Source organism: Aminipila terrae (genome assembly GCF_010120715.1).
GTDB classification, from domain to species: Bacteria; Bacillota; Clostridia; order Peptostreptococcales; family Anaerovoracaceae; genus Aminipila; species Aminipila terrae.
Map to the genome: position 1 here is coordinate 169,081 of NZ_CP047591.1, position 13,629 is coordinate 182,709.

General features: G+C 33.7%; 13 protein-coding genes. All 13 read right to left on the reverse strand.

From position 1 onward, the window contains the following. Window position 1: 1 nt before the first annotated feature. The 13 genes from Ami3637_RS00780 to Ami3637_RS00840 all read right to left on the reverse strand — a co-directional run bounded on the left by Ami3637_RS00780 (window position 2) and on the right by Ami3637_RS00840 (window position 13,606). Window positions 2-874 carry an ABC transporter permease gene (locus tag Ami3637_RS00780; protein WP_162360890.1) on the reverse strand — a complete coding sequence of 291 codons (873 nt, stop codon included), beginning with the start codon at window positions 872-874 and terminating at the stop codon, window positions 2-4. Next, window positions 871-1,860, reverse strand: coding sequence for an ABC transporter permease (locus Ami3637_RS00785; RefSeq protein WP_162360891.1), 990 nt, complete (start codon window positions 1,858-1,860; stop codon window positions 871-873). Before Ami3637_RS00785 ends, Ami3637_RS00780 begins: the two co-directional genes overlap by 4 nt. 94 nt (window positions 1,861-1,954) lie before the next feature. Next, window positions 1,955-3,559: an ABC transporter substrate-binding protein gene (locus Ami3637_RS00790; RefSeq protein WP_162360892.1), complete on the reverse strand. Its 1,605-nt coding sequence runs from the start codon at window positions 3,557-3,559 to the stop codon at window positions 1,955-1,957. A gap of 201 nt (window positions 3,560-3,760) precedes the next feature. Continuing rightward, the gene (locus Ami3637_RS17170) at window positions 3,761-3,943 is read right to left on the reverse strand and encodes a hypothetical protein (RefSeq protein WP_243158064.1); all 183 of its coding nucleotides are present in this window, start codon (window positions 3,941-3,943) and stop codon (window positions 3,761-3,763) included. A gap of 136 nt (window positions 3,944-4,079) precedes the next feature. Then, entirely contained in the window at window positions 4,080-4,532 is a 453-nt protein-coding gene (locus Ami3637_RS00800; RefSeq protein ID WP_162360893.1) for a hypothetical protein, read from the reverse strand. Window positions 4,533-4,885: 353 nt separating this feature from the next. After that, on the reverse strand, window positions 4,886-5,542 hold the full coding sequence (locus Ami3637_RS00805) for a hypothetical protein (protein WP_162360894.1): 657 nt from the start codon (window positions 5,540-5,542) through the stop codon (window positions 4,886-4,888). A gap of 317 nt (window positions 5,543-5,859) precedes the next feature. Further along, the gene (locus Ami3637_RS00810; RefSeq protein WP_330586743.1) at window positions 5,860-6,258 is read right to left on the reverse strand and encodes a metal-sensing transcriptional repressor; all 399 of its coding nucleotides are present in this window, start codon (window positions 6,256-6,258) and stop codon (window positions 5,860-5,862) included. A 227-nt stretch (window positions 6,259-6,485) separates the two neighbouring features. After that, window positions 6,486-8,528, reverse strand: coding sequence for a hypothetical protein (locus tag Ami3637_RS00815; protein WP_162360895.1), 2,043 nt, complete (start codon window positions 8,526-8,528; stop codon window positions 6,486-6,488). A 47-nt stretch (window positions 8,529-8,575) separates the two neighbouring features. Further along, window positions 8,576-9,550, reverse strand: a complete 975-nt coding sequence (locus tag Ami3637_RS00820; RefSeq protein WP_162360896.1) for an ATP-binding protein — start codon at window positions 9,548-9,550, stop codon at window positions 8,576-8,578. A 20-nt stretch (window positions 9,551-9,570) separates the two neighbouring features. Next, complete coding sequence (locus Ami3637_RS00825) at window positions 9,571-11,211, reverse strand: ATP-binding protein (protein WP_162360897.1); 1,641 nt, start codon at window positions 11,209-11,211, stop codon at window positions 9,571-9,573. Between the two features lie 16 nt (window positions 11,212-11,227). After that, entirely contained in the window at window positions 11,228-12,325 is a 1,098-nt protein-coding gene (locus Ami3637_RS00830; protein ID WP_162360898.1) for a DNA cytosine methyltransferase, read from the reverse strand. Between the two features lie 232 nt (window positions 12,326-12,557). Then, window positions 12,558-13,028, reverse strand: coding sequence for a metallophosphoesterase family protein (locus tag Ami3637_RS00835; protein WP_202931072.1), 471 nt, complete (start codon window positions 13,026-13,028; stop codon window positions 12,558-12,560). Window positions 13,029-13,159: 131 nt separating this feature from the next. Next, the gene (locus Ami3637_RS00840; RefSeq protein ID WP_162360899.1) at window positions 13,160-13,606 is read right to left on the reverse strand and encodes a cupin domain-containing protein; all 447 of its coding nucleotides are present in this window, start codon (window positions 13,604-13,606) and stop codon (window positions 13,160-13,162) included. Window positions 13,607-13,629: the final 23 nt, after the last annotated feature.

Genomic DNA, 13,629 nt, shown 5'->3' on the forward strand with positions numbered 1-13,629 from the left:
ACTATTTGTTTGCTGTCTTGGGATCGATCAGTTTTTCTATATTTCTGCCAATGGAATTGACCATAACAGAAACCGTCACCAGACAGATACCCGGGAAAAACGCCAGCCACCATTTACCGCTGGTCAGATATTTCATTGACTCCGAAAGAATAACACCGATTGCCGGTTCATGGGCTGGAAGTCCAAATCCCAGAAAAGTTATGGATGCCTCGTGCAAGATAGCATGAGGAAATATCAAAACGGTACCTACAACCAGCTGAGGAATAATATGGGGTAAAACATGTTCTCTGGCTATAAAAAGGTTGCCCTTGCCAAATCTTCTGGAGATCTTTGTATATTCGGCTTCCTTAATCTGCATGACCTCTGCCCGGATTACTCTGGTTAAAGAAGTCCAGTGTGTAGCTGTGACTCCGATGACAATTCCCTTCAGTCCTCCCCCACAGGCAACAGAAATCAATATAATCACAAGGGTATGAGGTACAGACAGAACCAGATCAATCAGCCAGGAAATAAATATATCAGCTTTTCCTCCCAAAAGAGGAGCTGCAATACCTAAAACCATGGCAATCAAACTACTTGTAACAGAACACAGCAGTCCGATTTTTATACTCAGACTCAGACCTTTTAAAGTTCTCACCAGCATGTCACGACCTACCCAGTCTGTTCCGAAGATGTGTCCCCCGCATGGAGGCACAAATATATCTGTTAAATCCACATACAGAGAGTTTTCATTAATCAAACTGCCAACAACCAGAATAAGAATAAAAAATACTGAAAGGACACTGATTGATAAGATGGTTTTTTCTCTGATGCCAAAGATTCTTTTATGAAGTTTTATGGTTTCATCTTTTACTACGATTGTGCTGTTTCTCATTGTATATTCAATCCCTCTCTGATTCTTGGATCAATCACTCTGTATAACATGTCTGCCACAAGATTGCCAGTATAAACAAAAACAAGACTAATAATGACAATCCCCATTAATAAAGGAAGGTCTCCTCTCAGACCGGACTGAACAACGGCACGTCCCAGTCCAGGATATGAAAATACCTGTTCCACAAAAATAGTTCCTCCAAACAATTCACTGAAAGACAGGAATTGAAGGGTAATTGCCGGCAGCGAAACATTTTTTACTACATGATTAAAAACAATGCTTCTGGAACTTTCCCCACGAGCCTTAGCAAAAAGGATAAAATCAGTTTTCATAATATCGGATACTTTTTCTCTTGTGTGCAGGCAAATGTTTGCAATTCCCAGTACACTCAACGTCAATGCCGGAAGAATGATGTGGGATATTTTATCCAGTAAACTTACATCCTGAGCCAATACACCTATGGGAACACTCATTGCCACAGGGAACCACCCAAGTTTTACTGCAAAAATCATGATAAATAATATTCCCAGCCAGAAAGTTGGGGTTGAAATCAAAATATGGCAATAAGCACAAATGAGTTTATCCGCAAATTTTCCTTCTTTTATTCCTGCAATAATACCTAAAACAAATCCAATGATTCCTGATAATACCCAGGCAATACTCATCAGCGCCAGGGAAGACACAAACTTCTGGCCAATCACTTCCAGCACTGGCCGTCTGTAAATCATAGACGTTCCCCAGTCTCCCTGGATAATAGATGTAAACCAGCTCATAAACCGTTCAACTGGTGGCTTATTTAATCCCCAGTGCTCTGCAATCAAGGCTCTTTGCTCTGCCCCCACCTTAGTACTGGCACCTACATAAGCCGTAACCGGATCAATAGGCGATAATTCCATCAGGACAAAGGTAATGACACACAAAGCTATCAGCAGTGTTATTAATTTTATAAATTTTTTTGCAAAGAATTTTCCTGTGATTCTTTTCATTTTTACTCCAATTTCTAACATAGTTCAGGGCATTTCTTATAAAAATGCCCTGCTTGCCTATGTCATTGTATATTGCCAAGATTAAATAGTCAAATTATTTGCCCCATGACCATTCTGTAACATTGTCGAAAATTCTTCCTCCATGAGGCTGAACCACTGGTTTTCCAAAACTAAATCCATCTGCGGTCAGGTAAACATGATTAGCATTTGCAAGCCAGCAGTAAGGTGCATCTCCCTTTGCAGAAGTATATTTCTGCAATTCTTTCCAGTAAGGAATTGCTTCTGCTTCATCCCTAGAATTCAGAGCTTTGTCGATACATTCATTTACAGCAGGATTATTGTAGCATCCTGAATTATCCCAGGCAACAGGACCACCTGCACATCCACCATAGAACATATTAAACAATTCTGATGGATCACCTGAGCCAAAACCGTAGAATACTGCTTCTTTATGAATGTCTGGTAAAATGGTATCCCATGTTGTTTTTTTCAAATCGACTTTGATTCCGATTTCACTGGCAACCTTTACGAATTCCAACGCCATTTCCTGACGGTAGATTCCCTCTGTATATAATAACTTGAATTCAGCTTTCTGACCATTTTTTTCCAGTATTCCGTCATGATCTGCATCAGCCCATCCTCCATCTGCCAGTATCTTTTTAGCAGCCTGGACATTGCCGTATTCTGAGGAGTCAAGAACAGTGCTTTCATTCAGCCAAGGCATTTTTTCCAGACCTGTAGTTGATACACTTCCGTAACCATTCAGTACTCCAGATACAATTTTTTCTCTGTCTATAGCAGTATTCAGAGCTTTCCTGATGGAAATATCACTGGTCACATCGTTACCCATTACTGCTCCATCCTGAGCCAGTTTACCTTCGTTTTTAACCATTGGGAAGCATACACCATAGCATTCAATACTTGGTATATCTACTACTTTTGCTCCTTCCACTTTCTGGCTGGCTAAGTTTCCATTGATCTGAGCCACGTCAACTGAACCATTCTTGACTGCCTCAAACGCAGTATCTGTATCTAAAAATACCATTGTCAGTTTTTTAATCTTCGGTTTCTCACCATAATAATTGTCATTAGCCTCTGCTATTACCTGTTCTCCTTTATCCCACTGTACAAACTTATATGGTCCTGAACCAATCGGATGATCTTTAAATTTACCATCATGAGCATGTTTTGGAACAATTCCCAGATAAGCAAGTCTTTCAATAAATGGGGAATAAGGTCTTGTCAGTTTGAATTCTATGGTTGTATCATTAACTGGTTTAATGCTGTCTATCATAGTTAAATCAATATCTGAACCTGAATCCTTTGCTGTCTGATATGTATAAGCCACATCTTCGGCCTTTACTTTTATACCATCTGTAAACATGGCGTCATCACGTATGGTAATGGTCCATGTCAGTTTATCCGGGGATACCTGATAACCGGTTGCCAGATCATTGGTCCATCCAAGCTGCTTATCTCTTTTAAATAAGGTTGAGAAAAATACCTTTGTAATGGAGCCATGGCTTCCTGTAGTTGCGTCAAAACCAGCCTCAGGTTCTGCACCAATGGAAGCAATCAATTCACCCTTAGCTATTCTTTCTTCTCTGGCAGTCTCTTTAGCTTCTTTACCGCATCCTGCAAAACATGTAACTGTTAATGCGAGAATAAGTAACAATGCCATTATTCTTGTTTTTTTCATTTTTTTCTCCTTCTTTAAGTAATCATTTTCTTTTGCATAAAAAAAGCAGGTGGATACGAAGTTGTCTGACATGTTCATACCTACCTGATAATTTTTAAAATTTCTCCCTTACAGGTCTATTTTATAACACACTATTTCCATCAGTACAATTTGTCATTAAATATATTACTAAGTTTGTTTTTATTAAAATGTTCGTTTCAATTATTGCTCTTTGTTTATAAGTCTAGTAAATACTCCTTTTGGGTCTTTTACAAGAAGTATAACAATCCATACAACAAGGCCAAGAAGAACAACATTTACCCCAAGGAGGGTTGCATTTAAAGATATATCGAAAAATTCTCCTCCCTCACTCAGGTAAGCTAATACGTGATCCACCAGCCACATCAGCGTAGCCCCCAAAAGATGAAACTTAACGTACTGAGCTTATATTTGTCATCTGGTGCATTGACATACCATATGATTGTTGAAACAATGGCTGCCACTGCAGTTATAATTAAGTACATAATAAATTACCTCCCCTTTAGATATGGGCTTTGGCTGCCTTTAAAGCCGTTTTTGATTTTTCATCTGCAATCATGACCATGACAGTCCATACAATAGTGATAAATAATGCCATGCCAGTTCCAATAGTAGCTATTTCGTGAAGCATTGGCCCTATATCCGCCGGATTGTTCATTGCTGTAAGAAAAGGAGGCCAGGGGACAATTTCACCATGCCATAAGTGCTCAAATGCTAACAGGATAACCCCGCCCCATAACATTCTGTTCAGCCAGCTTAATTTCTGGCTCCAGCTGAACCCCGTCTGTAAAGCTTTTCTTGTGTCTGCTTCATTATTATTTCCCGAAAGCCATACCTTTTCTGCATTTTCCTGACTTTCTACAGTTTTTTCAACTTTTCTTTCTTTTTTCTCTACGACCTTTTGCACTGCGGAAGTTATAATAACCTCACCTAAAGGTACAAGAAAACAAGCCATAACTTTTCCCTCCCATTCATCAGCGATATTAGAGTAAGTCTTACTTTGACTATTATAATGCACTCCTTAAATTGCACAAGCCACCATGGGGGATATAAATTGCTAAATTTTTCACATTTTTTAAACGTTGATTTTTAGGGGTTTATCCCAAATTTCATTCTTTAACCCCCTTCATATTCTTCTGTTTTGTATGCCCTGGATGGGGATACCTATTAAGTTTTAACTCCAAGTACACCCATCAAAGCTAGTTACTGATAAAACAAAACAAAGTATTGACGCCCCAAGGAGGATTCAATACTCTGTTTATTATGTGATATATGATGACTTGCAATAATATGAAACCATTTAAGAATTTAATATTTTACTCCTAAATTATCAAAAAAGTCTTTATCTATAACTTTATACTCAATCGCTGAATTATCTAATTCTGGTAAATTATTTTCCTTACAATATTGAGAAACATTATGTCTTATTAAGGCTATTGGTGTTTCATATTTAGGTTTAAATATATTCCAATATTCATCTTCACTTAATCCCATAGCATCTACTAAGGATTTTAAAATTTCATGACTCTCAGTTGTAGATTCAGCTACTTCCCTCATTTGATGGGTACTTTCTATGATTTCTTCTTGTGAAGGCAGTATATTATGTTCCTTAGCAAAATTTCTTTCATTTATCTCTTTTTTAATTTCCTCCCACGCATCTTGTGCTGGATTTTTAGATTCACAAGCTTCATATAAGTTCATTCTATACAAAAAATAATCACTAGAAATTTTTTCATCCAAAACAATAGCTACCAAATTATTCTGATTTTCGTTTCCATCTGCCCTATCAAAACCGTATTCTGTAGTGTCTTTGTCCATTAGTTTCATAGCAGACATTCTCACTTCTGACCCTACTCTTTGTGCACTATCAACTCCAGGATAGAATACTTGTGCAGCTAATGCTGTTCCACAAGTTAAAGCCAATACTCCAGCTATAATAAAAAGCATTTTTGTCTTTTTTCTCACTAGTATAACCTCCTTGGATGCAGCATTAACATTCTGCGCTTACAAATAATAAAAGCATCAACCTCTTGCCTTTAGTATGTTCCTTGTAAAATTTATTTCAACCCCTTTTGCATGAAATGCTGTGTATGTTGCGTAAAATGTGATACTTGCAATATCTTTAAGTAGATTACAAAATTAAAATACGTCCAGTACATGACAAAAATGAGCTTACTAATGTTTTGCATTAGTAAGCTCATTTTTTAGGCATTCTTATATTCAAATTCTCACAAGAACCATATGCTTTCCTTACCGGATAAATTATATATCAATATGTAAGACTACTTGATGAAACGGTCAATTGCTTTATTAAGATTATCAATTGCTTCCTTATCCCCTGATTCAACTGCATCTACAATGCAGTTTGTGATATGGTCCGACAAGATAACCTTTCCCGTATTATTAAGCGCTGCTATGACTGCTGACAGTTGTATCAATACCTCACTACAATCTTTGCCGTCCTCTACCATACGCCTTACTGCTTCCAGATGGCCACTTGCACGAGACAAGCGGTTTAATACAGCCTTGGTATTCTGATGGCTATGCTTATGCCCATGCTCTTCGTTGTGGCTGTGAGTATATTCAGTTCCATCCGATGCTTTATGAGTATGTATCTGAGCTTGTACTTTATCTTTCATAATCAACACTTTCTCTTTAAATAAAAATACCATAAAAGCCATGACCATCTTCAAAGCCGATTACGCACCCTCATGGTATAATTTTTCAATATATTTTTAATCCAATTTTTACTATATATAATAGTAGCGTTTTGACATAATCACAATAATTCAGGAATTATTATACATTAAAGCTCCCATATTGTCAATGTAGAGGAAGATACGAGCATAAATAGACTGAAAAAGTAATATCTAAGATATACCCAAAATAAAGCAATATATATGTATATTTATTTGCATAATTGTATTTTTAGAATCAGTTCATCATTATAAGACTGCTTTGTGTATTTAATTGATTTGCTAGCAATATAGCCAGTTCTTTCATCTAACAAAATTGATTCATCTTGTGTTTCTAGCTGTTTTAAATATTCATCATTTTTGTGTGTTTTAGTCATATTAATTAATTCAAGCAAATCAGTTTTCTTTACTTGCCATGGTCTATTTTTTAATCGTTTTCCATCATTATCTTTTCGTGATGAACTCAAAAGTACAATTGCTGTTTTTTCATCTAGACATAACTCAGTTCCATCTTGCATTAATTTATATTTAGATGTTCTACCTACATCCATATTAATTGTATTAAATGCTTGACGGCCCCTATATTCCAAAAACAGCTTATTAATTAATAATGTATGATTTTTAATTCTACATATTCGCCTAACTTCATATATGACCTCATTTCCATCTGGACTAAAGTCAATGATTGAAATTAATCTATTATTATGGCTTGCTCCTAAGTCTTCGAGCAACTCAGTCATGTCAAATCCTAATTCTTCTCTTTTCTGATTAATGCTATTATACTTAGTTTGTAAACCTTTTATTCTTTCTTTTATACTTACATAATACTGTTGCCATTGGATAGGCATCATATTCATAGTCCTTACATCTAATTGACTACAGGTATCAATGCTAGCAACACCTGTGCAATTAAATGCACAAAGATCCAAAATTTCATTATCTATCACTACTCTCTTGGTGCAATCGATTGAAATATTTGAAATGATATTATCTACGGTTTTAAATTTTCCCAATAGTAATTTTTCAAAATTGTAATTTTCCTTGTCCTTTCCCATATCTTTATTTGCAATTAAAGATATAGGTACCAACTCCGCTATTGGATTTTTTCTTTTTCCATCTCTTAGGGATATTTCGCACTCCTGCCCAACCAACATATAATAATTATTTTTTATTAAAAATATATCTCCAGACATAGGTGGTAAGTAAAATTCATTTATACTGTAATCATATTCTTCAAAAGTTTGAAAATCAATTAGAGTCTCCGGTTCACACTTCAAATCTGTTTGCTCACTAACAAGATTTCCGAGCATACTGGATAGCAATATTATCCTTTTCATTTCTTGTGCACTATCACAATGTGCAAAATAGCGTTCGCGTAATTCTATCCATTCATTTAAAACTTCATAATTAGTTGTACCTTCTTCCGCCGCCATAGAAGCTAAATATATGGCAGTATCCATATTATCTGATGCATAGTTAAAAACTTTATCCATTGCAGCCTTTCTCTTTTCAGACAATATACTTAACATTATTTTATATTGACTCATAATCAACTGTTTTTTTATTTGATTATCTAAATCCATCTCATCTTTTCTAACAAATCCAATATACATTTGATTTGTTACATCGCAAATTTTTTCTTCTTTTGAGCTTAGAACTATACATACTCCATTATTCTTTGCCTTAGGATTTTTCACCAATTCACTAATTATCTCTTTACCTCTTGGTTCTATTCCAATAAAATTATCAATTACACAAAGGAAATATTGATTTCCGCTTGAAAAAAGATCAATATCTTCGCTAATAGATTTTAACTCATCTGCATTAAAATCTGTATATACTCTAAGTGGATAAGTTTTAGAACTAACTTTACTACCTTCCAATATTCCCTTATATCCTGCAATCCCTTGTGCTTTTATCCCAAGACCAAACCGTTGTATTTCCTTTTTCGCTTCTTTCAGCATACTGTCTGATATCTTATCAATTTGTTTCTGAATATCATCAAATTTATTTTTTTTGAAATAATATTCTATATCACGAGATGGAACTTGCATCCAGTCGATCTCTTCTTTTATTTTAGTAAACTCGATAATAATGTTTTCCAAACACTGTATCATTTCTTGATTTACTGAAATTGTCTTCAAAAATATTTTTTGTTCTGATTCTTGCATGCCTAAAAAATCATACATTACTGCAGATCTATTCTCTTCAAAAATTATAGTATCCTCGATGATAATTATTCCTGCTATATCCATAATTGAATAAAAACATTAAACGAGATTTCCATTTTTTCAGCCCTTTCCTATCTTATACACTCTGCTGGAACTGATATAGAAAAAATATATCTATTTCCAAATTCATTAGTATTTTCTAATAATTCAATATCTGCTTTAAAGGAATTTAATAATTTTTTGACAATATATAGTCCCATTCCTCTTCCATCATTTTCTTTGCCAGATTGTAATGCATCAAAAAGTACATATTCCATCTTTTTAAGAACGCCGATTCCTGTATCATATACTAAAATATTCGTATCAGACTCTTGTTCAACAATTATTTTATTGTTTTCTACCAAATATGCCTCTTCCTTAATAGCTCTTTTTTGTCTTATATCAATCCAATATACAGAATTCATAAAAAGATTATATAGTACATGTAATAAAACACCTTTCGGCATGTACCATTGTTGGTTAATATTAAGTGTTTCAATTTTAATTTTGTTTTTTTCTAACTCGCTTCCCAATTTTTCACTAATTGTATTAATTACTAATTTTAAACTTTCACAAGAATATTCATTATAACTATTCTTCTTAATAAATGTTTTTTCTAGAAAATTATATAAATCTGCAACATTTTCTACTTTATTTATTAATAAATCACTTTGATCTTTAATTGGTATAAGATTATTATTATACATAGAAACGCAATTCTCATATAAATAACCCTTTAATGCTTCAAAATTACCAGCAATATTATTCATATGCTTATCGTTTACTATCGAATGAAGTTCATGTGTAATAGTTTCAGTTATTAATCCATTAGCCATTAATTTATAATTATTAAAAGCCTCTACTTCTATTTCTTTCAAACCAGCTTCAGCAGTGTCCAGTATCTCTTTTGTTTTACTCAATTCATTTTGCGTCGTTTGCACTTGAGTATCAGCTGTATCTAATGTATTAATTGCAGTATTGTATATTTCTTGGGATATACTCACATAATCACCATCAACTACTGCTTTAGAAAGTAAAATTTCTTTGGTCTTACGTATTTCTTTCAATAATTTCTTATTTTCTTCAACTAATTTATTACTCTCTTTTTTCCTATTTTTACCTCTTTTTTAATGTCATCTTGTAATAAACCTTCATCTTGTAAAATTGATTTTGTAATATCATCAGCTGATCTGTTAAAATCATAGAAATAATAGTTAAATATATATATTATGACTTCCTTAAATATTTTTGAAGCATTGTTCTGCACAATATCTAATCTTGAACTAATTTCTCTAATATTAACCTGAAGCGGATCATTTATAGAAACATATCCTACTGTATTACTCTGATTAATTCGATAAAATTGTTGACCCGATGTCCTATATTGTTGCATTTCGAGCCAATCATCATCTCTATTACCTAATGCTCCTATTCTATAACTATTTCTATATAACTTAATACCACTATATTGATTTAAAAAATTTTGAATATCTGAAACAGAATAGTCATTAATTCTTCCATTTGTATTTTCTTTTAAGTATTTAATAAAATCAACATACATTTTTCCTATTGCATTATCTTGCTTAAAATTATATGCACATCCGGTAATAGGTAGAATTCCCCGCAATTCATTTAGATCATTTTTGACTTGCTGCTTTAGATAAATATCCAACTCTTTTTGATCTTTTACATCAGAATATACTTTTTTTCTTTTTTCTTTTAATTTATTAACAATTTCTTCATATGACACATGTAAATTTAAAGTCGTGTTATATCTTTGTCTATATTTTTTAAATAAGGAAATATAATCATCCTTTGATTTTCGATATTTTGGAAAATACGTTACTGGTTTTATACAGTATCTATGCGTCTTTTCAATAAACATAGGTGTTAATTCCAGCTTCAAATTTATGACAATTTTTTCATCTTCCTTTATTACTTCAAAGTAATTCTTACTTTCAGCAAAATCTAGTAACTCGGTATCAAAGTCCGTGTTAATTTTAATTCCATTATTGTAAAATGAAATTTCCACTTCATTCTTACTATTTTTAAAAGGCGAAACTAAATAACATGTAGCTGCCTGTAATTCGTCATTAAGTGATACATTAGTTTCATTGAATAATTCTATCTGTTCTGGTTCATTTATGATTTCATTTTTTTCAATTCCAATTATCCAAAGTCTGGTATAGGACTCTCCAACTTTGTCAAATTCATAATATGGCAATTCAATATTGTCTATTCTCTCTGACTCAATCAAATTCTTCCAATCTATTATTACAGCTTTACTTCTATCACACGCTTTAGACGCAGTTTCAAGTATTAATTTTTTGCCTAACCGCTGAGTTGCTAGCCGCCCGATTCCTTTTTCTCCTAAAAAAGCTTCATTGTCATCGTGATTATTAAATTTAATATCCGTTCCAATATTTAGGAAACCATTTTCTAACTGATTATCATTCATTCCAATGCCAATATCTTCTACCAACAATATTTTAGCATTTTCAGCATTTGCTTTAATTAGCTCCATAACATTTTGATCTAATTTAATTAAAAGTTGATTATTGTCTATTATTTTATCTACATAATCAAATAATTGAACATGGACTTTTTTACTCTTTGCATCAATTGAGTTCTTTATCAACTCAACTATTGCAACTGATGAAGATGTAATTAAATCACTTCCAAGATGTTCTATTATTCTTGGATTTACACTCATTCTCTTAGTGTTCATTTTTATCACCTTTCTCTCAAAAAAAATCCCTTATTTTTTGAGCCACAATATTGGCCATTAAATACGGCACTCCATTTCCAATCATTTTAAATTTAGCACTTAGACTAACATTGGGTGGTAATTCAAACCATATAGGTAATGACTGAATTGCCATTGCTTCGGCAACACTAATTCGACGAATTCGATATGGATGCAAATGCACTTCATTATTACCGTATGCAGCTGTTGGTGAATACCTCCACCGGTGAAGTCTTTTAAAGGATTTCCTACTTGTATCTCCTTCACAAATCCTCTGCATTTTTTGCAGGCCGCCTCGAACATTAAACACGTCATTCCTATTTGAATGATGGTAAACATTATTTTTTCTAAACCAATATTCAACAGTTAATTCAATTGGTACATTATAATGAAACTCTCTACGACTATATTGGGCAAACCTTTGGGTGTTAGGCCAATTCATTGTCTTAACAAGTTCTGCATCATATGGCAAACTACTCTTCCATGGAAAAGCAAAAGAATTATTTACACAAATAACTCTATGTGATAGTAATGATATATTTCCAACTCCCATCATTATTATTCTATCTCTATCTTGTGGAACTCCAAAACTAAGTGAATTTAATAATTGTTCGGATAACACATAGCCATTATTTTGCAACTGAAGTTTTAGCTCATCAAAATATTCCCTATGTCTTTGTGTCTTTATTAGTCCTTTTACGTTCTCAAACAGAAAAAAGTCAGGCTTAAACCTGCAAATCATATCAACATAACTCTTAGCTAATCTTCCATTTTCTCCATCTCTTCCAAGATTTTTCCCCCCTACAGAAAAATCTGGGCAGGGTGGTCCTCCAATAAAAGCAATTAATTCCCCTTCTTGTCTTAAAGTCATTATATACTGCCGTAAAGTTTGTTCTTCAATTCCACTTAAGAATTGGTTAATATCCCCTACATGGTATCCAAATCGCGGCGGATTTGGATATCTATTTCGTCTTGCATATTGGTAAGAATCCAAAAATTCTTTTTTATACTCATTCACAAAAACTATATCAAATCCAGCCTCCTGAAATCCTAAATCCAACATTCCAACGCCAGAATAGAATGAAAATATTACCATTCTCTACACCTCTTTTTATTTTTTATGCCTGTAAAAAAAGTTATCTTCTGGCATGCATACTTTTTAATTATACTATACATTTACGTCAATATCATCTTTTTTAAACATACTTTTCCTTAAACTTCCACTTAATTTCATTTTATATCTAGCAAACAATAATCTTATTAATAAGAATATAGTTCCATAATCTCTCATCAAATCAACATCTACGACCTATTCTATTCATTCACACTTACTTCATCTCCGGATTCAGTTCAATCTTCTCTATGGTCCATGTTCCACTTTTAATGGTCATCACGGCCATACTGATTGACTGGTCAAACCGCCTTCTCCCACAGCTTCCGGGATTCAGCCACAGGATTCCATCTCTGGTCTCTTCAAGATACTTATGGGAATGTCCAAAAACAATGATATCCGTATTTTCCATTTGTGTAGGTATAAATTTTTTGTCATGTACCATATAGAACCGGATACCTCCTATCTCGAACTTTAAATTTTGCGGTAGATGCTCTGCCCATTCTTTATCATTGTTGCCCCGTACAACAAAAAGTGTTGCAATATCTTCTAGCTCATCAATAACAGCCTGTTTGTTTACATCACCACCATGAAGGATATAATCACACTGTTTTAAAATTTCTTTTACTTCCGTACGCAGTAATCCATGGGTATCGGAAATAATCCCTACTTTTATCTCTTTATCCATATTCTCACTTCCTTTTATACTATTTTACCAGATACTTGGACATAGTACTATTTAAATGCAAAAAACAGATGCCGGCTTGAGATACCGACATCTGTTTTTTGTATTTAAAAATTTGTGAAAGGAGCTTGCATTTAAACGATTTCGTCAACTACATCTGCTGGATAAACAAAATAAGCATATCTAGTTGAACATGGAGTCTTAAAGATAACATGTGAATTACGAGGAATCAGAATAATATCCCCTTCACAACCTGTTACTGTTCTTCCATCTATTTCTATCTGTAGAATACCATCGATAACATAATCGTATTCGTCATAAGTTAATGTCCAGGCTAAAGTCCCATCCCTGTCTAGTTCCATTACGCCACACCCCATACGAGGTGCTTCTTCCAGGCTGGTTGCCTGTTTCAGATACACACCAGGCTGTTCCCATTGTTCTGCCTTGATGGACTTGGTTTTAATAACCATAACACCACTTTTATCTCTGTGCTTTTTGATTCCGTTTTCATCCGGACTTACACAAGCTTCTGAGATAATGGTTTCTACTATTTTCTTTATAATTTCTTCATTAACAGCCATATAAATACCTCTTTCTTTTATTA